The sequence below is a fragment of the Mycobacterium sp. RTGN4 genome (assembly GCF_033804635.1).
In the GTDB taxonomy this organism is placed as follows: Bacteria; Actinomycetota; Actinomycetes; order Mycobacteriales; family Mycobacteriaceae; genus Mycobacterium.
The window spans coordinates 101079-122788 of the sequence record NZ_JAPZLB010000015.1 but is presented as its reverse complement, the minus strand read 5'-3'; the positions used below and the strand labels follow the sequence as shown (position 1 = coordinate 122788).

General features: G+C 64.2%; 18 protein-coding genes and 2 pseudogenes. 7 read left to right on the top strand and 13 right to left on the bottom strand.

What is annotated here, in order from left to right; translation table 11 throughout:
* Positions 1-130: 130 nt before the first annotated feature.
* The 4 genes from SLQ30_RS26585 to SLQ30_RS26570 form a co-directional block, all read right to left on the bottom strand.
* Positions 131-595, bottom strand: a complete 465-nt coding sequence (locus tag SLQ30_RS26585; RefSeq protein WP_319449735.1) for a hypothetical protein — start codon at positions 593-595, stop codon at positions 131-133.
* Positions 596-741: 146 nt separating this feature from the next.
* Positions 742-3711, bottom strand: a complete 2970-nt coding sequence (locus SLQ30_RS26580; RefSeq protein WP_319449736.1) for a hypothetical protein — start codon at positions 3709-3711, stop codon at positions 742-744.
* 91 nt (positions 3712-3802) lie between these two features.
* Positions 3803-4423 (bottom strand): helix-turn-helix domain-containing protein, encoded by a 621-nt coding sequence (locus SLQ30_RS26575; RefSeq protein ID WP_319449836.1) that lies wholly within the window; start codon positions 4421-4423, stop codon positions 3803-3805.
* Positions 4424-4957: 534 nt separating this feature from the next.
* A complete protein-coding gene (locus SLQ30_RS26570; RefSeq protein WP_319449737.1) occupies positions 4958-5410 on the bottom strand; it encodes a MerR family transcriptional regulator in 453 nt (150 codons plus the stop codon).
* A 23-nt stretch (positions 5411-5433) separates the two neighbouring features.
* Here SLQ30_RS26570 and SLQ30_RS26565 point away from each other — a divergent pair, with 23 nt between their 5' ends.
* Positions 5434-6144, top strand: coding sequence for an SDR family NAD(P)-dependent oxidoreductase (locus tag SLQ30_RS26565; RefSeq protein WP_319449738.1), 711 nt, complete (start codon positions 5434-5436; stop codon positions 6142-6144).
* Between the two features lie 30 nt (positions 6145-6174).
* On the opposite strand, the gene SLQ30_RS26560 is transcribed toward SLQ30_RS26565, so the two are convergent.
* Positions 6175-7023 carry an enoyl-CoA hydratase/isomerase family protein gene (locus SLQ30_RS26560; protein WP_319449739.1) on the bottom strand — a complete coding sequence of 283 codons (849 nt, stop codon included), beginning with the start codon at positions 7021-7023 and terminating at the stop codon, positions 6175-6177.
* Between the two features lie 346 nt (positions 7024-7369).
* On the opposite strand from SLQ30_RS26560, the gene SLQ30_RS26555 reads away from it, so the two are divergent.
* From SLQ30_RS26555 to SLQ30_RS26535, 5 genes are all read left to right on the top strand, one after another.
* Entirely contained in the window at positions 7370-8494 is a 1125-nt protein-coding gene (locus SLQ30_RS26555) for an acyl-CoA dehydrogenase (protein WP_319449740.1), read from the top strand.
* A 112-nt stretch (positions 8495-8606) separates the two neighbouring features.
* Positions 8607-9731, top strand: coding sequence for an acyl-CoA dehydrogenase family protein (locus tag SLQ30_RS26550; protein WP_319449741.1), 1125 nt, complete (start codon positions 8607-8609; stop codon positions 9729-9731).
* Positions 9732-9827: 96 nt separating this feature from the next.
* On the top strand, positions 9828-10733 hold the full coding sequence (locus SLQ30_RS26545) for an SDR family NAD(P)-dependent oxidoreductase (protein WP_319449742.1): 906 nt from the start codon (positions 9828-9830) through the stop codon (positions 10731-10733).
* A gap of 52 nt (positions 10734-10785) precedes the next feature.
* Positions 10786-11970, top strand: coding sequence for an acyl-CoA dehydrogenase family protein (locus tag SLQ30_RS26540; RefSeq protein ID WP_319449743.1), 1185 nt, complete (start codon positions 10786-10788; stop codon positions 11968-11970).
* Positions 11967-13073 carry an acyl-CoA dehydrogenase family protein gene (locus tag SLQ30_RS26535; RefSeq protein ID WP_319449744.1) on the top strand — a complete coding sequence of 369 codons (1107 nt, stop codon included), beginning with the start codon at positions 11967-11969 and terminating at the stop codon, positions 13071-13073. Before SLQ30_RS26540 ends, SLQ30_RS26535 begins: the two co-directional genes overlap by 4 nt.
* Positions 13074-13286: 213 nt before the next feature.
* Here SLQ30_RS26535 and SLQ30_RS26530 read toward each other — a convergent pair whose 3' ends face one another.
* From SLQ30_RS26530 to SLQ30_RS26500, 7 genes and pseudogenes are all read right to left on the bottom strand, one after another.
* Positions 13287-13481: a ferredoxin gene (locus SLQ30_RS26530; RefSeq protein WP_319449745.1), complete on the bottom strand. Its 195-nt coding sequence runs from the start codon at positions 13479-13481 to the stop codon at positions 13287-13289.
* Positions 13482-13598: 117 nt separating this feature from the next.
* Positions 13599-13856, bottom strand: a pseudogene (locus SLQ30_RS26525) (SDR family oxidoreductase); the annotation flags it as partial.
* Between the two features lie 242 nt (positions 13857-14098).
* Positions 14099-14299: pseudogene (locus SLQ30_RS26520) on the bottom strand (IS256 family transposase); the annotation flags it as partial.
* A 235-nt stretch (positions 14300-14534) separates the two neighbouring features.
* Positions 14535-14732, bottom strand: coding sequence for a hypothetical protein (locus SLQ30_RS26515; RefSeq protein ID WP_319449746.1), 198 nt, complete (start codon positions 14730-14732; stop codon positions 14535-14537).
* A gap of 258 nt (positions 14733-14990) precedes the next feature.
* A complete protein-coding gene (locus SLQ30_RS26510) occupies positions 14991-18065 on the bottom strand; it encodes a TniQ family protein (protein WP_319449747.1) in 3075 nt (1024 codons plus the stop codon).
* 170 nt (positions 18066-18235) lie between these two features.
* On the bottom strand, positions 18236-18472 hold the full coding sequence (locus SLQ30_RS26505; RefSeq protein ID WP_319449748.1) for a hypothetical protein: 237 nt from the start codon (positions 18470-18472) through the stop codon (positions 18236-18238).
* A gap of 55 nt (positions 18473-18527) precedes the next feature.
* Positions 18528-19922 carry an ATP-binding protein gene (locus SLQ30_RS26500; protein WP_319449749.1) on the bottom strand — a complete coding sequence of 465 codons (1395 nt, stop codon included), beginning with the start codon at positions 19920-19922 and terminating at the stop codon, positions 18528-18530.
* A gap of 193 nt (positions 19923-20115) precedes the next feature.
* Between SLQ30_RS26500 and SLQ30_RS26495 the strand changes: the two genes are divergently transcribed.
* Positions 20116-20970 carry a hypothetical protein gene (locus SLQ30_RS26495; RefSeq protein ID WP_319449750.1) on the top strand — a complete coding sequence of 285 codons (855 nt, stop codon included), beginning with the start codon at positions 20116-20118 and terminating at the stop codon, positions 20968-20970.
* A 293-nt stretch (positions 20971-21263) separates the two neighbouring features.
* Here the strand turns inward: SLQ30_RS26495 and SLQ30_RS26490 are convergent, their stop codons facing one another.
* Positions 21264-21524, bottom strand: coding sequence for a helix-turn-helix transcriptional regulator (locus SLQ30_RS26490; protein WP_319449751.1), 261 nt, complete (start codon positions 21522-21524; stop codon positions 21264-21266).
* Between the last annotated feature and the right edge of the window lie 186 nt (positions 21525-21710).

The window sequence follows — 21710 nt, the reverse complement described above, 5'->3', positions numbered from 1 at the left end:
GGCGCTTGGGCACCCCAGGGGGTGCCCCAGCGCCCCTTCGTCCGTGCGCTACGCGCCGAGCTTCATGTCCACTGTCGACGGGGATTCCAGTGCGGCAGGAGTGCGACGGGATGCCGCGAAGCCCGGATTGTCACGCCTCGGGCAGCTGCATCTGGCCTTCGGCTAGCCACTCTCGCAGCTGTGCGACCGTCTCATCGGTGGTTACCGTCCACGACACGATCTTGCCGTTCTCGAGGGGCCCGGTCGTCACACGGGCGGGTGCGCTCACCACGCGTCCATCGCTAACCATCGTGCCGGTGTGATGATTGGCGAAGTACACTCCGCCCTCGGGCGTTGAACCGACGTCGATCTGCGAAAGGTGGTAGTCGGGCGCTGCGCGCCGCTGGGCTTCGAGCTCTTGGCGCCAGACCGCGAACATGCGGGCCGTGTCGACGCCGCCTTCCATCTCCTCGGTGGTTCCCCAGTCCGCGATCGGCGGGTCGTGGCTGACCTTGATCGCGTCGGCGCAAAGGCTCTCCACGGCGGTCACCCAAGCTTCTGGGCTCTCCTCCATGGCTTCGCGGATCTGTTTGACTGCGATTTCTACATCGCTCACTTGCGTCTCCTTAGATGATCTTGCTGGTGTCGCAGCAGCGGGTCTCAGCAAGTTCGCCCCCGGCTGGTGACGTGTGGCCCGCCGCTGAACTACAGATCATCAGTCCGCCGTTACGATGCTCGTTACGCCGCGATTCGGTCGGCCGATCAGCGGCCAGCAAGAGCCACTCGCACGCGCTCTGGCGGAACCTGCGGGGCCATCAAACCGATGTCTTCTGGTTTGACGTCCACCTCGGCCAACGCCGCTTTGGCCTTGCGGTACACGATCTCGCGCTGTTCAGGTCGTCCTGACCGGGACGCAACCGTGTCCAAGATCCGGAACGCGTCCTCGCAGTAGGGATCCTTGTCGAGCATCCGTAACGCCAACTGCTGGCTGATCTCTGAACGACCGAATTCCAGCGCCTGCGTCGCACACATCTGCAGAAGCCGTTCCTGCAGGACGTCCAACTCGAAGCGCCGGTCATCGGCCCACTTCAGTGAGCTCGCCGCAAGGTACTCGCCCTCCGTCTGCTCGAGCAACGTCGACAGTTCGTCAATTTGCTGTTCAGTACTGATCGAACCAGCCACCGCCCGCTCGATCGCAGCATCGGTTGACGCCAAACGGATTCCGGGCGGGAGACCGATCATGCCGTCGCCGTGGCGCACCAGTGCGATCCCCGTCGCCCGACGAAATTGATGAACAATCTGCCTGAAGTAGTTTCCGCCGGCATGGAGGTCGTGCTCGGGAAACAGATCCAATTGGATCTTGGTTCGCAGCACGCTGCCGTTGTGAAGGGCCAGGTACGCGGCCAGCTCGATGATCTTCAACCGGCGCACCCCACACGGGGCGCCATCGACGGTCAGGTCCGGCCGGGGTCCGAACGGCTTGACCTCGAGGTCGTACACCGACGTTTCGCTGGGTAGGGCCTCTTCTGCAACGCCGACAGTGGTCTCAAGCCGCTTCCGTAGCTCGGGAATATCGATGATTGCCTGCTGCAGGGGAAAGACCGAATGTGTTTGCCGCGCAGTTTGACTGGCCAGCCCGGCGCTGACAAAGGACTCCTCCACCAAGCCCGCGCGGGCTTGAGCTTCCGAAAGGTACGCCAGCGCGGCAGGTAGGTTCAGGACCCGACCCGAAGCCTGCATGGCCCCAACGCACTCGCGAAGTGTCCGTAAGGCTTGTTCGTTTTCGCCGCAGAGCAACTGCGCCAGGCCCTGATACGTCTGCGCCCACTCGACGTAGGCAAGCTGGCCTGCTGTTGCAGATCGTTGTAGGGCCTCGGCCAGTACACAGCGCGCGTCGTCCAGGCGGCCGAGACGGATGAGCGCCAAGCCCACAACGAGCTGAAGATAGGGCTCCCACCCGAACCGGGTTCGCTGGCTATGGGACACGGCATCCTGGCCCGCGGCGAGGGCGCCCTCTGCGTCCCCGTTGGCGAGCAGGATCCATGCTTCCAGGTTTCGCCACAGGTCAGTGTGTGAGCGCGATCGCACATCCAACGGAACCTGATCCCACAGTTGATGAACCAACCTAAGCTCGTCGCGCCAGATCAGGCCGAGCAGTGAGTGTGGGGTCTGGTAGAACGTCGTCGGCGGCCATTGTTCGGAGGTAGGAACCATCTCCGCCAGGGTGTCCAGGCGGCCCTGCACGAACAGGCCCCATGTCAGTATTCGGTCGACGTCGCCGAAGTCCTGCCCGGGCGGCGGCGACAGCGGCTCGCGGCTGCTGAGCACCTGGAGTGTGTACCGCACGGCGGCGGCACGGTGATCTTGGGGATAGTGGTCAATGATCGAGATGCCCTCGTCCGGCCGGCACATGAAGGCCCAACCGATATGAGCCATGACGCCGGCGTCGACTTCCGCGACGCGGGCGATCGCTCCGCGCTCGTGCGCATTACGGATCAGTGTTTGCGCCTCAGGCAGGCGGCGCCCATGTGTCAATGCCCGTACCTTCGCGCCCAGCAGGCGCGCATCGACGTCGACGATTTCGGGACCGATCCCGTCGAGCCAGGTGAGCAACAATGCCCAGTCGCCGCGATCACACAACGCAGCCACGGCATCAGCCGCCACTTCGGCGGCGTCCTTGCGCTCGCCCAGCGCCAGCAAGGACTCGACAGCTTCTTCGAGTTCGCCTCGTTGAGCAAGGGCCAGTGCGTGGCGCCGATGCATTTCGGGTAACTGCCCCGGCATCCGAGCCCGGAACTCGCTTTCAAGAAAGCTTTTGAAGAACGGGCTCCATCTGAGACTGCCGTCCTGTCCGACTGTCGCCGGCAACCGCCTGCGGCGCAGTCGATTGAGGACCTGTAGTCCATCGTCGCCGCCGATCTCGAGCGCCGCTTCGGAGGTGATGACGTCGATCACCGATGCCCGAAGTAGGAGATCCTGTTCGGCCGGGGTAAGCCGGTCCAGCACCTCGTGTTTCAAGTACTCGCCGACGTCGTATTCGGCGTCGTCCGCGGCCAGCCGTGTGCCGAGAATGAGGCCCGCGGCCCAGCCTCCGGTTCGCTCGACGATCGCGGCCGCGTCTACGTCCGAACGGCCCGCCGCGACGAGTAGTTCTTCACCCTCACCGAGATCGAACGCGAGTGCGGCTGACTGCAGTCGAGCAACGCGACCGTCGAGGGCGATCTTGCTGATGACTGCATCCAAGGGTTCGCGACTGAGCAGCAGCACGCGCGCGGTCAGCGGAAGATAGGTGAGGAACGCGATCAGGACAGACAAGGCCTCCTCCTTGGAGGCGATGTGCTCGCAGTCGTCCAACACGATCAGGATGGGCGACGTCCCCAGGTGGTTGGCGACAACGGCAGCGGCTTCCGGCGCGGTGGATCCACCCCGCAGAGCATCCTGCGCGACGCGCGCCACGGTCGCGTCGATGCCTTCCAAGGCAGCCGCAAGATAGGTGACTAGCCGCGCCCCCGACCGGTCCGCACTATCGAGGTTGAGCCACGCGGTCGGGAATTCTGTCGTCTGGACGAAGAGTTCGGCAGCCACTGTCTTGCCAGAACCGGCGCTGCTCGCAAGCTCTACGACGTCGTACCGGTCGAATGCGTCGGCGAGGAGCCGGTTTATCCGGTCCCGCTCCACTACCCATTCGGGCAGCTCGGGCCGCCGAAACTTCCGGTCGCTCGGTAACTTCACCTCGGACGCACCCCTCGCACGGCGAAGCGTCGCAGCGCACGAATCACGGAATGACTTCTGAGTCGTAGCTAGGCATTCGTAACACCTTCCGTTATCGCGGCGGCGCGTTGATCGCGTCGCCGTCCACTGCTTCTGCCTTGAGACCGGCGAGGACAACGGCCAGCAGGCGTCGGGCCGAAAGACTTGGCGCAGGGTCGGAATCCGTCGCCAGGGTGATCGCCGTGACTAGTCGCAGAACGTCATCGACAGTCAGTTCGGGCGGCGCGGTTTTGGCGAGTCGGGCTTCCCGAAGCAGCAGGCCACACGCCTCGGCAAGTGCCTGCTTACACCACTCCATGCCCAGGTCGGCATGCGAGCACGCCGCCTGGTACGCCGCAGTGAGTCCGCGCGATTCGCTTGCCTCGTCGACGACGTCTTCCAACCATCGGTGCAGAGCTTCACTGGGCGGCAAGGTTTCATGCAACTGTTGGGCGCGATTGCACAACGCGATGATGCTCTCTGCGTGGGCGACCGCCAGTAGCTCGTACCGCGTGGGGAAATGGCGGTACAGCGTTGCGTTCGCCACGCCTGCCGCTCGCGCGATGTCGTCGAGGGAAGCCTCGAGTCCATGCTCCTCGAACGCGGCGCGCGCGGCGGTAACCAGCGCATCATAACTACGCCGCGCATCGCGCCGTTTGGGCACGGCAGGCGGCATCGGTGACACCTTCGTCACATCCAAGCGGGCACCTCGACAAAACGGGGATAGTCCCCTCATTGTAGACCTGTCCCCGAACTGCGCGCCATATCCACATTCGACGCGACGCTTCGGGCCTACTGAGGGTGGTGCGGCGTGAGCGATGAGGCATACGACGGGAATGAAGTTCAACGGCGCCCCATCGAGGCGTCGCTCGCCCAGGCACTGGCGTGGGGAGCCCCCGCCTGGATCCTCGACCAGGACGGTCCGCCGCCCCGTGACCGAAGTTCGAGGGAGGGACGCGCGCGTTTCGCTCTGTGCGTTAGGCGCGAACGGCATCGCAACAAGCGCAGAACCGACAACTAAGCTAAGCGCGCAATTGCGGGTTGCCTGCCCGCGTCGCCCGGCGGTCTCGGCGCGTCGATCCACTATCCGATCGTTGTTCGGCATCCGGTGTGCATAGTGCGGATCTGATCAATTTGATTGTCTCAGCCGTCATTGCGCAGAGGCCTCGTCAGTGTTGGCTGATTTCGGGGTGTGCCGATCGCAGATCTTGACATGGCGGTGGGCTGGCTAGGGAGTGGCTGCCCAGAGTTGGTCGGCGTCGCCGGCGGCGACGCTGCTTCGATAGACGTCGATCTTGTGGTCGATGGCCTTCAGGTTCTCCTGGATTTCGACAAGCTTTGCGACCACGTGGATACGGTGCGACTCCATCAATGCGAGTCGTTCGTGCTCGTTGCCCGGCCCCGCGGAGACGAGTTCGGCGTAGCGGCGGATGGTCCTGATAGGCATGCCGGTGGCCCGCAGCTTGGTACAGACGGCAATCCATTTCAGATCGAGCTGCTGGTAGCGCCGCCAGCCTCTGCCGGTGCGGGTGACTGAGGTGATGACCAGACCGGCGCGCTCGTAGTAGCGCAGCGTGTGCACGCTGACCCCCGTGCGGCGCGCGGCCTCGGCGATGCTGAGACCCGCCTGGCGGTCAGAGCCCGTGGGCCCGGTTACCGGCTGTGGGTTGACTTCGAGCACACTCGAAATCCTACCGTTGAGTCATGACGACGACACTGATCACCGGAGCGAACAAAGGCCTGGGCTTCGAGACCGCCCGCCAACTCATTGCCGCGGGCCACACCGTCTACATCGGCAGCCGCGACGCCGAGCGCGGACACCGAGCCGCCGAGCAGCTAGGCGCACGAACCGTGCAACTCGACGTCACCGACGATGCATCCGTGCAGGCCGCAGTCACGGCGATCGAGGCCGACACAGGGCTGGACGTGCTGGTGAACAACGCCGGCATCGCAGAAGAGTGGGGTGCCAACAACATCGTGGTTGGCGCCGAGAACCTGACCGCCGACTTGATGCGGCGCACGTTCGAGACCAATGTCTTTGGCACGGTTCGGGTCCTGCACGCGTTTCTCCCGTTGCTTCGGCGCTCCGCTGCTGCGGTCGTAGTCAACGTCAGCAGCGGCCTAGCCTCGCTGACCCGCGTCACCACCCCAGGAACCCCGGCACACGCCTACGCCGGCGTGGCCTACCCGGCGTCGAAGACGGCAGTCAACATGATCACCGTGCAGTACGCGAAGGCGTTCCCGACCATGCGGATCAACGCGGTGGAGCCTGGATTCACCAAGACCGACCTGAACAGAAACTGCGGAATCCGGACCGTCGAGCAGAGCGCCGAGATCATCGCGCGAATGGCGCAGGTCGGCCCGGATGGCCCGACCGGTGGCTACGTGGCCGCTGAAGGGCCACTTCCCTGGTAGATCAGACTTGGTGCCATCAGGTATGAGCGCTCAGCAACCGTGGTATCGCCCCGTCCGCTTCTCCTTGAGTGCCGCAAGCGCCTCGGCGGCGTCCTCGGTGGTCGCGAGAACCGCAAGGTGCGAGGACGCGAGGTCCAGCGCCGTACGCAGATCGATGTTTGCCGATTGGCGGGTAGCGCGTTTGATCATCTGGACACTTGCTGGCGGGTTCGCGGCTAGAGAACGCGCTAGCCGCGTCGTCTCGGCCGCCAATTGTTCAGGTGCAGCAACACGATTGACCAGGCCGATTCGTAGCGCTTCGTCGGCGTCGATGGACTCTCCTGTGAGCAACAGCTCTAGAGCTCGGGAGATGCCGACCAGCCGAGGCAAGTAGTAGGCGCCTCCATCGCCTGGCGCCAAGCCCAATTTGACATAACCTTCCGAAAGTCTGGCCGTGCTCGACATCAAGCGCATGTCACACATCAATGCCATATCCAGCCCCGCGCCGACAGCTACGCCATTGATCGACGCGATCAATGGCTTATCCAGGTCTTCCACCGCCAACGCGACTCGTTGTATGCCGGCGTGCAGGTCGCGTTTGCGCTGCAGGGGGGTGTGGTCCTCGGTGAGCCAGGACAAGTCGACACCGGCACAGAAGGCGCTATCGCCGGCCCCCGTGAGCACTACGACACGCACGTCATCGTTGTCCACACACGACCTCAAGAGCCGTTCCCACTCGCGAATCATTGGGAGGGTGAATGCGTTACGCGCCGCGGGTCGGTTCAGCGTGATGGTGCCGACGCCGTCCCCGACCGACCATTTGATCCAGTCGGTTGCAGTCCCTCCGGAGCCCGGATGCAACCTCGGGTTAACGGTTGGGTCTTCGTCAGACACGATCATGCCTCCAGCGGATTCCGATTCATTGGCGTGTATCCACGCTGATCGTGAACTGGACTCGTTACCACGTGCGTTAACACGACTCGCTGTGGTTGCGGCGAGGACCTCGAGCCCCGAAAACGCCAATGGCGCTGACGATAACGGAGCCGGTAACGCACCAGTGGCTAACGTGCCCGAGGCATGTCAGGAGCGCCTCTGCGCGTTGCGTGAACGAGCTCGTTCGACGTGCGAGAAGCGGGGTCCGGACGACCCACTGGCCGGGACCGCTGGTCGGCACGACAGCAACAAACATTTAACTCGATATTTTGTTTGAAGCGACACGAAGACATCGACGCGCGAAAGGGCCTTCATGACAGTGGTATCCGCCGACGAGAAGGCAGCTCTCGCCGCCTCGGTGCGCGCGGCTTGCGACAGACTGGCGCCTGAATCACGGGTTCGTGCCGACGCATTCGATCGGCACGGCGGGGTTGAGGGCTTTGACGCTGACCTATGGAAGGTACTGTGCCGCCAGGTCGGGGTTGCGGCAATCGCCATCCCCGAGTCCATGGGTGGTGCAGGCTACGGCGCGGCGGCCCAAGCCGTCATCGCCCATGAGCTTGGACGCGTGTTGGCGCCGGTTCCGTTTGTCGCGTCAGCGGTGCTGGCGACCGAACTTCTGGTGGCGGCCGGAGCGCCCGTCGAGCTACTGAGATCGTTGGCGGACGGCGACATCACCGCGGCGGTGGTGCTCACCGTCGACGGCGGTATTTGGGAAAACCGGTCGAACGCCGTTCGGGCACGCCGCCGGGACAACGTATGGACTTTGGACGGCGCGGTGCGCCACGTGCTCAACGGATCCACCGCCGATCAACTCGTCGTCGTCGCCGATGTCGACGGCGAGGCCGAAATCTTTGTGGTTGCCACCGCCGAGCAAGGAGTGGCCGTTACGGCAGAGAACGTGCTCGACCGCACCCGCCCGATGGGGAGCATCACGTTCACCGCGAGCCGGGCAGAGCGCCTGACGCCGCGGCAGCCGGTCGAAGAACTCGTCGGCCGCTGTCTGCACCGTGCGCTGGCAGTGCTGTCCGCCGAGCAGGTGGGTGTCTGCGAACGCGTGCTCGAACTGGCGACCCAATATGCGCGCACTCGAGAGCAGTTCGGGCGTGCGATCGGCTCATTTCAGGCTGTCAAACACCGGTGCGCCAACATGCTCGTTCAGCTCGAGATGGCGCGCTCGGCCTCGATGGCGGCCGTGCAGTCGGTCGACGACGACGATGACGAGGCCGGCTGGCGAGCAAGCATGGCCAAGGCGGTCTGCTCTGAAGCCCTACGCGAAATGGCACACGAAAATCTTCAGATCCATGGTGGCATTGGCTTCACCTCGGAACACGCGGCTGGCTGGTTCGTCAAACGGGCCCGTACGGACGAAGTCCTCTTCGGCCGAACCGGCGACCATTGGAGTCGGTTGGCCACAGGAGCCCGCGTGTTCGCCTAATCAACGCCGTGGGCTGCGCGCTCACAGGGCGTGAACAACCCAATCCGCACTACCACCAACCCCATTGAGCACCGGCAGCCGAAGACCAGTCCAACTATCGAGGCGACAACAGATGGAAGACAGCACAGAGCTGCGACATACGATCCGCAAATTTCTGCACGACGCGCCAAGACCACCGGGACTGCGCAACTACGGGCCAACGCCCACGGCGGCCGACATCGAACCCGGCAAACACTGGCACCGCTATCTCTCCCAACACGGATACACATGCCTGCACTGGTCTCGGCAATACGGCGGTGCCGGTGCATCTGTACTGCTTCAGGCAATTTTCGCCGAGGAGTGCGCGCACGCAAGCGTCCCCCGCCAGGTGAGCATCGTTGGCCCGGATCTTGTCGGGCCCGTGCTCATCACCTACGGGAGTGATCACCAAAAAGCCACCTACCTCGAACCGATCCGTACTGGTGAGCACGTCTGGTGTCAACTATTCTCCGAACCCGACGCGGGCTCGGATCTCGCGGCCGTTCGGACCTCCGCGGAGAGGACCGAGTCCGGCTGGCGCGTTGGCGGACAGAAGGTGTGGAGCTCGGCAGCAGCATCTGCCGATTACGGAATCCTGTTGGCACGGACCGATGCTCACAAGCACCGCGGATTGTCGATGTTCGTCGTGCCGATGGGGTCCCCCGGCATCAGCGTGCGGCCGCTGCAACAGATCGATGGCGAGTCGAAGTTCAACGAGGTGTTCCTCGACGACGTCGAATTGGACGATGACGCGCAGATCGGCGGCGCTGGGCAAGGGTGGGAGATCGCCCTGGCCGTGCTGGGCCGCGAACGTCTCACACTTGGCTCCCAAGCGGTGTCGATGTTCCGTCGGCACGAGCAACTCGTCGAGGTGGCTCGAGAACGCAATGTGCTCGACCCTGTACTCGAGCGATCGATGACCAGACTCTGGGCGCGCATGTGGTTGCTGCGTTACACCTGGCAGCGCGCCGCCGAAGGCGGCGACCTCACGTCGCCGGAATTTTCAGTCCTCAAACTCTTGACCTCCGAAACCGACCGTGATCTAGGCGATTTGGCGACCGACGTCCTTGGCACCGACGCGTGCGCCGACCCCTCGGAGAACGAACTCGTTCGCCACATGCTCGTCGGGCGGGCGCAGACCATCTTGGGCGGTACCAGCGAAATTCAGCGAAACATTCTCGCCGAGCGGGTGCTGAACCTGCCGAAGGAGCCGCGTTGAACGGTACGGCGCTGCCCGAAACCCTGGCAGCACTCTTGCCCCCGGATTCCCGAGTTGCTCGGCGTCTACCCGCGATTCAGGAGAAGGAGGAATCCGATGGGGTTACTTGACGGTCAGGTTGTCTTGGTCACTGGCGGTGGGCGCGGGCTGGGCCGTGCCCACTGCCTGGAGTTGGCCGCCCACGGCGCCGCGGTCGTTGTCAACGATCCAGGCGTAGGCCGCGACGGGAGCGGAGGAGGCAAAGTACCTGCGGCAGATGTTGTCACCGAGATCGAGGCATCCGGCGGCAAGGCGGTCGCCCATTCCGGCTCCGTCACCGACTGGGACGCTGCCGACGACATGGTCAAGACCGCAGTGGCGACATTCGGCAGGCTGACCGGAGTCGTCAACAACGCGGGCATACTCCGCGACGCGATGATCACGAACGCGACCGAAGACAGCTGGGACGCCGTGATCTCCGTCCACCTGAAGGGCACCTTTGCGGTGACCAAACATGCGTGTGATCATTGGCGCGCGCAAGCCAAGTCCGGCCAGCGCGTCGACGCCCACATCGTCAATACCGTTTCGGGAGCGGGACTTTGGGGGAACGTCGGTCAAAGCGCTTACAGTGCCGCCAAAGCCGGCATCGCGGGTCTGACCGTCGTGACCGCGCTCGAAATGCGCCGATACGGCGTGACTGCCAATGCGATCTCGCCTCTGGCCGTCACTCGGATGAGTGCGGAGTTCTTCGGCGAAGATCGAACCGACGACCCGGCATTGGATCCCGCCCGCGCCGCCGCGGTTGTCGCATGGCTGCAGTCTTCCGACTCGTCCTGGTTGACCGGGCAGGTTCTTCGAGTCGACGGTGACACTCTCTCCCGGATCGACGGCTACACCGAGGCACCTGGGCGATACCACGCAAAGAATGGCAAGGGTCTCGAACTCACCGAAATCGGTCAGGCGGTGAGCTGGTTGTGGAGTACCACTCCGCGTGGGCTCGCCGGACCATTGCCAAGTGTGTAGGCCGCACGTCCATCGCGAGTTTCGATTTGCCGATCTGGAGGGATGATGGCGGATGAATGACGACTCGACCTCCGCGGATGACACGTTCGCTGTGCTGTCCGCCAACCAACCCGAACTCGCAGAATTACGGGCATCCATTCGAGAATTCTTGCGGGATGACAGTGACGAGTACGGCTGGCGGCCGGCCGTGGACTCGTGGCTGTCCTGCTGGGATGAGGAATTCAGCGCGCGACTGGGCGACGCAGGTTTTCTGGGGCTGACCATTCCGACGGAGTACGGCGGCCACGGCAAGGGACACCTTCATCGGTACGTCGTCATCGAGGAGTTGCTTGCCTGCGGCGCACCAGTCGCGGCTCACTGGATGGCCGACCGCCAGGTTGCGCCCGCCCTCCTGGCCTATGGCAGTCAGGAACAGCGCGAGCAGCTGCTTCCACGTATCACCGCTGGGCGGCTCTACTCAGCCGTTGGAATGAGCGAGCACATTGCCGGATCGGACCTAGCCGCTGCACAAACGAAGGCAACGAGAGTCGATGGCGGTTGGCTGCTCAACGGCGCGAAAGTGTGGACCAGCGGAGCACATCACGCGCACGTGATCGTGACGCTGGCCCGCACCGCCCCAACGGATCCCGGACATAGGCACGCGGGGTTCAGCCAATTTCTAGTTGACCGCGCCGCGGCCGGCATCGCCATCAGCCCGATCGCATTGATGTCGGGTGAGCATCATTTCAACGAGGTAGTTTTCGACGACGTCTTTGTCTCTGACGGCGATGTCCTCGGATACATCGGAAACGGCTGGCATCAAGTGACTGCCGAGCTGTCATTCGAACGCAGCGGTCCAGAGCGGATCCTCACCACCGTTCCGTTGATCGTCGCGGCAGTCCGGGCGCTTACAGCGGGGGCCGAGACCGATAATGGAACAGCTGCAATTCTAGGAAGCCTGGTGGCTGAACTAATCTCGCTGAGGCAGCTGTCGATCTCGGTGGCCCACTCACTGGCTGCCGGCGACTCGGCTACCAATCGGGCGGCGCTGGTGAAGGATCTTGGGACGCGCTTCGAACAGAGATCCGTCGATCTCATTGAGGGCCTGTTGAACTCTGCTCCGGGATCGTTGGTCTCGGATCGTCCCCTGGGGACGATGCTCGACCAAGCTCGTCTGCACAAGCCAATGTTCACGCTGCGCGGCGGCACCAACGAGGTGCTTCGCAGCGTGGTGGCACGCGGGATGGGATTGCGATGACGGTTGGTGAATCCTCATTAGCAGGAGGACTTTTCGGGCAAGGCGCCACTGACGACAGCCTAACTGACCTGCGTACTCTCGTCGACGAGATCGGCCATCGGTCGTTCAAGGCCCGGTTCGGCCAGCGTGGACGTCCGGAAGAGTTCGACGACGCACTCTGGCACGATCTCGAGCAGACCGGACTGTCCCGCCTGACGAGCACAGTCGGTCTCGACGCCGGCCCGGTCGAACTCGCGGTCCTACTCCGCAGTTTGGCGTACTACGCCGGCGCTGTCCCCGTCGCCGAAACTGATTTGCTGGCGGCGTGGATCGGCCACCAGATGGGCTTGGAGATGCCTAACGAAGGCCCATTGACCGTCGCGATCGCCGACGCCGACGCCGACGGACATCGAGTGACGGGAACGGCGATAGGTGTGCCGTGGACACGGGTCGCTTCCGCAGTGTTGCTGGTGGCCCGAACCTCCGGCGGGGTGTACGCAGGTCTTGTCGCCCCCTCAGAAGTCGGAATACTCGATGAGCAGAATCTTGCCGGCGAACCCCGTGATCGAGTCGAATTCGATCTGCCAGCAAGCCGATTACTCGTACTCGATCCAGCGCTCTCCGATGAGCTGGCCGTTCGCGGCGCGTGGGCGCGCTGCGTACAGGTCATCGGCGCACTGGACGCTGCCGCCGAGGCAACAGTGACCCATTGCCGCGAGCGCATCCAGTTCGGTCATCCGCTGAGCCGATTCCAATCGGTCCAACATTCTCTCACCGAGATGGCCGGCGAGATCGAGAGAGGCCGGGCCGCGACAGAACTAGCGGTATCCGCCGCCGCCTCTCACGGATTCGCCAGCCCGGAGACCGGCTACGCCGTGACGGTCGCAAAGGTCGTCCTTGGCACGGTAACCAACACTGTTACCACCATCGCCCACCAGTTGCACGGCGCGATAGGGGTAACCCTTGAGCATCGGTTGTGGCTATCGACTATGCGTGCGCAAAGCTGGAGCCGCGAGTTCGGGAACGGCAATCAAAGCGCGCTCCGGTTGGGACGTCTGACACTCCGCGCGGAGGACCCATGGGACGTTCTGACTGCTCAGAACGTGGCGGACATCAAGAGGTGAGCTCATTCGTGTGTGGCTTCGGCTTCGGCGCAGGGGAACGCCATTGTGAAGACGGCGTCGGCTTTTCATCGCGGCAGTAGTGCCCTTGTGGCGCCGTAGAACCAGCAAACGCTGTAGACGACCTCGCACTGCGGCCGGGACGTAGTCGAGCTGGCGGTTCGCGACTTGAGGCCGCCGCGGTTGCGACGCCCCGTCTCGCAGAAGCGCTCGGGCTCAATCCTCTTCGACGATCAACGCCAACTCGGGGCACGCGGCAACGGCCTCATGTGTGATTGGCTCGTTGGCCACCACGACGCCATGCGGTTCGAGGATGCTGTAGCCAGCGTCGTTGATGGGAAACAGTTCCGGATCGACCGCGTAGCACTGGGCGTGTCCGACGCATTTGTCGCGGTCCAAACGTACCTTCACAACGACCTCCAGTTTGATCGAGCCGTTCCACCCGCACTCGTTGCCTACGATGATCGAGCAGACAACCCCAAACTCGAATTTTTCGATGTGCCCATCCGAACGGGGCGCACCTCATCCTCACCATGTCGAGTCGCCTCGCAGCACCGCGTCTGCGCCACCATCGATGAAGATGGTCTGGCCCGTGACGTGCCCATTCTTCTCACTGGCAAGCCACGACAACAGTTCAGCAACGGCGAGTGGAGCGTAGGGGCCGCCGAGTGGCATCGGAATACCAGCGCTGAGGCGATGTTTCGTCTCAGCGTCTTTGAACAATCGTGCCAAGAGGTCTGTCGTCACCAGGCCCGGCGCGACCGCGTTCAACGGAATTCCGGCACCCGCCCAAACGGCGGTGGCCGCGTTGCGGCGCGTACGTCCGCAAGATAGGCGCGAAAGCTACTCCAGTCTGACCGGTAAAAGCGAGCACGTCGCATACGCTGCCGCCAGCTCGTTATGACCTCTCAAGCCATTACCCGCGCATACTTATGCGGCCCGGTCGCAAGATGCCATCGCGCTACACCGCAGCTGCGAGAATCATCCCGACCATATCCACCGATTGTCGGTACCTGAGGATCGGGTTTCTAGGCGACCTCCGATTCGGTCGAACCGGCCGGTTCTGGTGGGCTGATGCCGGTGGGGCGTTCGAGCAGTTGGCCCTTGTGGAACACCGCGCCGGCACGGACCAGGGCGACCAGGTGCGGCGCATTTGCCGCCCGCCAGCGTGCCTGTGCGACATCGATGAGCTTGTAGGTCATGGCAATTCCCGCGGCGCGCGAGCCGGGTGAATCGCCCTGGTTCTGATGGAGAGCCTCCAGCATTTCCAGGATGCTTCACTCATCGGTCGGTTCGAAGGCAGACGAGGCATGTACGCAATTCGGGCCGGACCTGGTTTTACCCAGCGCATGAAACTGCTGCCCTTTAGTCCGCTGGCACCCCACGTCCTGGCGTTCGCCGACGGTTACCAGGCCGAATAGGCGTTATGCGTTGTCAATCACTTCGACCAAAGCGTCTAGTTCCCTATCGTCTACGTTGATCAGCAGCGATCTCGTAGCCGCGGCGCTTGCCGTTGGCGATGTAGGTGCGGATGAGCAGCGGATACGTACGGCACCCGGTTTTAGGGTGTTTCTCCTTGTAGAGGCGGTCCCCCGGCAGGATTCGAACTTGCAGTTCGGGACCGACGCGCTCCACAGTCAATGGATAACCGCTGATATCCATGACTAGGTCCAACGTTTCATCTGATGAGTCAATCGGCTGCTGCTGCTTCGTCGGGGCAACGTTACGTTGGCACCTGAATGTTGCTCATAATCTTGGCTTTTGAATGCCGGCTGATTGTGAGCGGCGATTGCGCAATCTCAGGGCCGCACTTTGCGTCGAGGGCAGGGGTCTTCACGTCGAGGGTAGCTCGGCGGCGCAACCGCGCTTCACGCTGGGGTTTCAGCCCACCCCACAGTTGCCTTGCCGTCGTCGCGTTCGTCATCGACACCGACCACTTCGGCGCCGAGTGTTCCGATACTCATCCCGATCGGGTGTTCGCGCATGGAGGCGCCGGATCCCGTGCTTGACCGCTTGACGGCGGAGACTGGATGTAGCCATACCGATTTCGCGCGCCATGTCGCTGAGGGCGCGGTTGTTGATTACGTATTCGCGGTGTAGCCAGTCGAGATCGATGGACGTCTGATTGTGGGCCTGACGTTGGGCATCGCCAATGTGATGCTGGCGCGCGTGTCGCCGCAGAGTATTGGCCGTGACACCTCTTTCGCGGGCCATGTCGGTGAGTGAGCGTTCGTTGACCACGAATTCACGGTGGAGCCAGTCCAGATCAACCTTGGAGCGGCGTTTCACCGGCTCCGATCGCTTCCGCTCGCCGCGGGGCCGTCCTCTTTTCACCTCGAGTCCGTGTGTCTTCGCCAGTTTGGCCAACGTCGAGAGCGACATACCGAGGTCGCGGGCGATGTCGGTGAGGGTGCGCTCGTTCTGCAGGTACTCGTCACGTAGCCAATCTGGGTCGACGTCCCGCCGTGGGCGCACCACCGGGTCCTTTGGCGGCTTCTTCGGCGTGGGGTGGGGTGGAACGGTGAACCCGTGCTTCTTCACTTGGCGGTGCACCGTGGACGTGGCCACGCCGAGTTCGCGGGCTACCTCAGAGGCAGCCCGACGGTTCACCACGTACTCGCGACGAAGCCAGTGGGGGTCAATGGCCGATAAACGACCGCGTGGTGGCGTTTTGGGGCCGTCGGTCTTGCTTTTCACCTTGCTGGATGTGTGCAGTAGGCGGGGGTCACGGATGACGGGGATTCCATGTCGTGTGGCGAACCGGCTGACGGCACTGATGGAGGCGCCGATCTCGTTGGCGATGTCGGTGAGGGTGCGGTGTTTCTCGACGTACTCGCACTGGAACCAGCCTGGATCGATGGTCAATCGGGGATTGGGCCGGGCCCCTCTGGTCTCCAGATTGTATTCGCGGGCGAGGGTGGACACCGCTCTGTGGTGCACGCCGAACTGTGCGGCGATGGTTCTGATCGGCAGTGCGTCGCGATGATGCAGTTGGGAGAGATCTTGCGGTGTGAGGCTGGCTTTGAGTCGTTGCAGCTGGGTGGACGGGCGGTCGGCGGCTGGTTCGATGGGGAACCGTTCGAGCAAGAGTCGAATGCAGGGGGTCGGCATACCGAGGTGTCGTGCGGCGGCGCTGATCGTCATCGACTTGACGTCCATTGCGAGGTGCAACTCGGATGTTGACACCGTGGCCAGGTCGGGCCCGGGTAGCTCCAGGTCGCTGACGATGTTCAAGGGTGGCGACCACTGCACGGGTTCATCAAATACGTTGTGGTCGTGAAGGAATCGTGTCGCTTCGCCGTCGAGTGTCGCGATGAGGTCGGGGGTGAACCTTTCGACGAGGTCGTCTCGCTGCCTGTGCGGGCGGGGAATTCCTCTGGTGAACTCGGACATGTCCGCGGGCTGACCGCTGATGCGTCCGAACATCCACGATCGCGCGAGTTGCTCCGAGTGGTTCGCGTCGGTGGGTTGCCAGCCTGCACGGTCGCAGATCTGAGCCCATACTTCGGGCGGCAGCAGACCTTCGTAGTGGAGTTGGCGTCGCCTTTGATAGTCGATGGGGCTGGGATTGGCGATAAGGTGCTCGGCGAGTCGTGTGATTGCCTGCGCGATGTTCGGCCACAACGGGTTTCGGTGTAGTGCATCGAGAACTATGGTCTGTTGCGACGCATTCACCGCGCCGCCGAGGTGTTCGCACGCATCGGACACCGACGTGCGTGTGCCGACGATCAGCAACAACGGCGACAGGGATGAACACACGGTATCGAGATGAATCCGCTGCCTGGCGACGAGCCGCAGGCTCCAGTCACGCCACAACGCGGTGGGAATTTGCCGCAGAGCGACGCCGTCGGCGGTGCTGTCTGTGCGTGGGTACCGCGGGAATGCGGTCGTCGTTCGGAAGCGCAACTTGTTCGACGCAGTGAAGTGGCCGCTGATGGCGCTCAGATGCACCGCCTCCAGTGCGGGGCTCAGGTGCCCGAACCGCAGTTCCCCCGGTGTCGCCGTTCGGTTCCGAGAACCGCGTCGGCCGATGACGCCCCGCAAGCGATCCCCGGCTTCGTGAATCGACTCGCAGCCCAGAACGGTCAAGGCCAGCGCGATGCCAATCCCGGTGATCAGCGCCGACGCGCGGGCGGTGAACACCTCGGGCTTGCCCCAGCGGCGGAGGTCCAGGCCGAGCGCGAGTACACGGCTCCCGATCGAACTTCCACCGTTCACCTCCAGAAAGTCGTCCAGAGCCTCGATGTCGATCGCGGCGAGCATGCGCGCCGACAACACCCGAAGGTCGGCCAGCACCTGCAGGCTCGACACGGGCGACAATGCATAGACGCCGAACCTGGTTGCCGCCCCACCCAAGACGGCCGCCAACCGAGCGTGCGCCACGGCCAAGGGATCCGATTCCGCCAACGCTGGGTAGGCAGCGGTCCTCAGATCACCTCCGCACGGCACGCACGTCCCGTCATCGCGCGTCCACAGGCTGCACCGCTGCAGGTCAGGAATCCGCGCGGGCGACAACCAGCGCGGCGAAACGCGTTGCGCCTGGCCACACGCCGGGCACACGTCCACGAGAAGGCACCCATGAACGTCGCAGACGAACACCCACGGGAGGCGCCAGCGCAACTGCCACCGGCCATCCGACGCCGTCAAACACGAGGGACAAAATCGCGACCGCCCGGGATTCCACGTCGACCACCGCAGTCGGCTGCTTGACGCGTGGATCGATACCAGCTGACCGTCGTAACGCGCCAGTGTCATCGCGTGAAGCAGGGCCGGCTCGACCCCGGTCGAGGCGGCGACCGCCGCTGACTCCCGATCAGTGAGGTACACCGCCAGACCCGGACGGCGCAGATCGATGCCACCGATCGACGAGCCGACGCCGAGGAGAAAATCGCCGAAGTTCATGTCCAACCGGGCCGCCAAGGTACCCAGCCAGGACTCGAGAACTTCCCCCGGCTGAGGGCTCACGCCGATCGGCAACGCGCGCCGAACCATCATGACAACCGGTCGCGTCGAAAACTACTGTGCGGGTGCCGCATCGGGGCGCTACGCGCACCGCGCAACCCGCACCCGGTGCAGCACCATCGCATCATGGGCGACTCCACGCGTTCGTCGGACGCAGCCGATTTAATGGTGAACGATGCCCTAGCCAGGGATGACACTTTCGGCTAGATCTGCGTGACGACAACGAAGATCGAACGAGCGAAGGCCAATGGCGCGGCACGACGAACCGCAAGGACCGCGGCATGCACGCTGGCGTCGGGTGGGATGTGGAGGGTATTCGCCACGTGTAGATCGACGTCGAGGCGCATCAGCCTTGCCAAGGCGCGTCGACGTCGTTGGGTGTCGAGGTGGCCGCGCGGGGCGGCACCCAAGGCGGCGGCGCCGGATTCGCTGCCCCGCACGTGGATCGTCTCCGCCTCGGTGACCTTGCAGAATGTCGTCGTCGCCGTCGCTCATTTACAGATACATGCCTTCCGGCGCGGTGGCGAGGTAGCGTCCGCTACCCACCTCGGCCAGCAGTGTGGCGGTGCTCAGGTGGCCCCAGTCCTCGGCGGTGAGGACGGCGCGGCGCACGATCTCGCGCAGGTCGCTGCCGCTGCTGTGGTCCGGCAACGCTGCCACCACCGCTGCGGTGTCCACGTGGTCCCCGCCGGGCAGGTTGATGATCAGCGCAGTCAGGATGCGGACGGCGTCGGTGCGAGTGGGGTAGCCCACTTCGACGATGGCATCAAAGCGCCCGGTGCGGATCGCGGCCTTGTCCAAGGTCGCGGCGTCGTTGGTCGAAGCCAAGGTGAGAATGCGGGCCTCGTCGGCGATGTCCATGGCCTGCAACAACTCCGAGAGCCCACTGCTGCCGCTGTGGCGGTCGCGACACCACAAGTCGATGTCCTCCAAGACGAGCAGGACGGGTCCGCCGAGGCGTTGGGCTTCCTCGACGACCGCGGTCAACAGCTGTTCACCGGCCTTGGCGTCGACGTAGATGACGGTGAACTCCCCGACGACGTCGGCGGCGATGACCGCGCTGACCGCCGACTTCCCGGTCCCGGGCGGCCCGCACAGAAGCACCCCACGTCGGGCACCCAACCCGTGGGTGTTGAGCAATTCGTGGCGGTCGCGCACCGCGGTCACACCCAGGTCGATCTCGCGCCACACCTGACTGTCGACGATGACGGTGTCACGGTTGAGCGCGGCGGGAAGGTCGATCACGGCCAGGTGCAGGCCGCCGGTGTAGGTGGCGCGGACGGCCCGCCCGCGGTAGGGGTTGAGGTCGTTGGCGCGTGCGGCCAACCGGTCCAGGACCGCTCGGGCACCGTCTTGGCGCTCGCGGGTGACGTAGGCGCTGACTTCCGCGGAATGCATCATGCTTTGTCGGGCGTCGATCCCGATCACGCACCCGGCGTCGCCCAGCAGCGAGCCGGCCGGGAAGTGCACCCGCAGGCACTGAGGGTGGCGGTATACCTGCCCGCCGATCTCGGTTTGGGTCCACTTCGGGGGATGCGAGAACTCCCCCGGCCCGACCTCGACCACGTCGCCGTGCGTGGTGATCCATTCGGCCAAGGCGACCGCGGTGGTCAACCGTGACACCGGATTGAGGTCACGGTCCTCGTCGAGGAGTTGTCCGGCATCGGTGACGCCGAGGCACCGGGCGGTGAATTGGTCCGCGGTCTCGGCGCGCTGCGGTCGTCGGGTCACACCGACCAGCAACTCCCCTAGGGCTCGTAACCCAGAGCGAACATCGTCGGGAAGCCCGTCGAGGTAGGCACCCACATCGGCGATCGGCTGGCGGCGCGGACCGCTACCGCCTCCGGCTTCGGCGGGCGGGACGGACGTTTCGTTGTCGGTGAGAGTCATCGTTTCACGGTGGGTAGTCGGGTTGCGGGCAAGCCGTACAGAATCGCACGCCGTCCCCGGGTCGGCAACCTGTTATCGCGTGCACCCGTGATGGCATTCCCGCCGATCCCCTGCCCCTATCCATGTCACCGAACTCACAGCCTCTCGAAACTCGCGCGACAAGCCCGCCACTGGTGTGCCAGTCTCGAACCCCGTGAACGACGACCCTGCTGTGCCCACGGCGGCCGAGTACCGCCAGCGGACCCAACGTGCCCGCGCGCATGCGTGGGCACGCTATCGCGCTCACCTCCACGAGGTCTTCAGCCGGCACGGTGTGGACAATTCGGGCGCGTTGGCCGAGGTGGCGTTGAGCGCGCTGACCGAGTGGCGCTACCTCGACGGCGGCGAACGGTGCCGCTGTTCCTGTCACCCGCGGCTGCCCGACAGCGATCTGCACGACTACGGCTTCGACTGCGTCTGCACACGTACCCGTGAACAGCGCCGTGCCGCAGTTCAGCAGTGGCTCAACGACCTTGACGCCTACCGGAAGTCGTGCGACGGTCGACAGGCACGGGCCGCAGCCCAGGCGGCTGAGGCCGAGCTGCACGCGTGGCTGGCCCAGCATCCTGGCGTCGTCGTGGACAGCTACGGAGGCTGGGCGCCAGAGCAATGGACCGGCGAGATCGACGGTCACAGCTTCTACTTCCGCGAACGCCACGATGATTGGCGCATCGAAATCGACCTCCGACCCACCGGGCGCTTCGTCGACGTCATCGACCCCCACGACGTGGACGGCACCGCCCGCTCCCAGCAGCACGAACTCGAGCAAGGAGACGTCATCGCCACCGGCTACATCGACGCCGAAGGCTACGGAACCACCCTCGTCGAGCGCGCACAGTTCATCCTCACCACGATCCGGGACCATCTCACCCGGAAAACGTGCGCACACCCTCTCGACGCACTCGATGCCATCGCCGCGTTGTTCGGCGGACACGTCCAATGGTGTCCTGCCTGCGGGACGCGCCTAGGCGCAACGACCACCGACGTTGGCGACGCCGTGGTGAGGTGACGGACCCCGAATGGAGTGCGCGCCATCTGACGAACGCGACCTCCACCGCGCCGCTGCCGACGGTCGCTCGTTGCCGATACTTTCCATTTCTTGACGGCGACCGCAGTGCCTACTCGAACGTCATCGACATCCGTTCGCGGGCAAGTGCTGAACCGGCACCCATCAGCGCGGGGTAGCGGCGCGCGCTCATGCCAAGGACAATGACGCGCCACTGACGGCGCATCGTGGACTGCTAGTCGTCAGTGGCGCGGATTGCCCCGCAAGGCGTGGCTGCATCCCCTTCGCCGTACTGGTCACCGGATGCCCTCGAGTAAGTCGGCTGCTGAGACACCGAGCGCCTTGGCGATGTCGAAGAGCCGCTCGTGCAAGATCCCTCGGCGACCATGCTCCACATCCATCAACACGTTGCGTGACACGCCCGATGATTCCGCCAACTGCTCCTGGGTGAGGCCGCGGTCGATGCGCAAGCCTTGAATCCGGGTGCCCACCATCCGTCGCCGTCGCTCCCATGCGACCACGCGCTTGGGGTCGTTCTGACTGGGGCGCGTCGGCACGCCCTCCAGTACTCCCGTCCGAAGACTAGAAGTCAGCCCTACTAGTAGGGCATTCTCGAACGGTGGTGCTCTGCGCAGCCTCTTCATGGTCGCGGGGTCGGCCGCGGGTACGACCGCATCGCCCGGTCAGGGGGTCAACCCAGGGTCCTACTCCGTCGTCGGCCGACCCTCTCGAACTCCGGTGCC

Excerpts from the sequence above, each read along its gene's own strand:
- SLQ30_RS26545 (WP_319449742.1), top strand. The coding sequence starts at position 9,828 with ATGGGGTTACTTGACGGTCAGGTTGTCTTGGTCACTGGCGGTGGGCGC.
- SLQ30_RS26555 (WP_319449740.1), top strand. The coding sequence starts at position 7,370 with ATGACAGTGGTATCCGCCGACGAGAAGGCAGCTCTCGCCGCCTCGGTG.
- SLQ30_RS26510 (WP_319449747.1), bottom strand. The coding sequence starts at position 18,065 with ATGATGGTTCGGCGCGCGTTGCCGATCGGCGTGAGCCCTCAGCCGGGG.
- SLQ30_RS26550 (WP_319449741.1), top strand. The coding sequence starts at position 8,607 with ATGGAAGACAGCACAGAGCTGCGACATACGATCCGCAAATTTCTGCAC.
- SLQ30_RS26540 (WP_319449743.1), top strand. The coding sequence starts at position 10,786 with ATGAATGACGACTCGACCTCCGCGGATGACACGTTCGCTGTGCTGTCC.
- SLQ30_RS26565 (WP_319449738.1), top strand. The coding sequence starts at position 5,434 with ATGACGACGACACTGATCACCGGAGCGAACAAAGGCCTGGGCTTCGAG.
- SLQ30_RS26500 (WP_319449749.1), bottom strand. The coding sequence starts at position 19,922 with ATGACTCTCACCGACAACGAAACGTCCGTCCCGCCCGCCGAAGCCGGA.
- SLQ30_RS26515 (WP_319449746.1), bottom strand. The coding sequence starts at position 14,732 with ATGGATATCAGCGGTTATCCATTGACTGTGGAGCGCGTCGGTCCCGAA.
- SLQ30_RS26560 (WP_319449739.1), bottom strand. The coding sequence starts at position 7,023 with ATGATCGTGTCTGACGAAGACCCAACCGTTAACCCGAGGTTGCATCCG.
- SLQ30_RS26535 (WP_319449744.1), top strand. The coding sequence starts at position 11,967 with ATGACGGTTGGTGAATCCTCATTAGCAGGAGGACTTTTCGGGCAAGGC.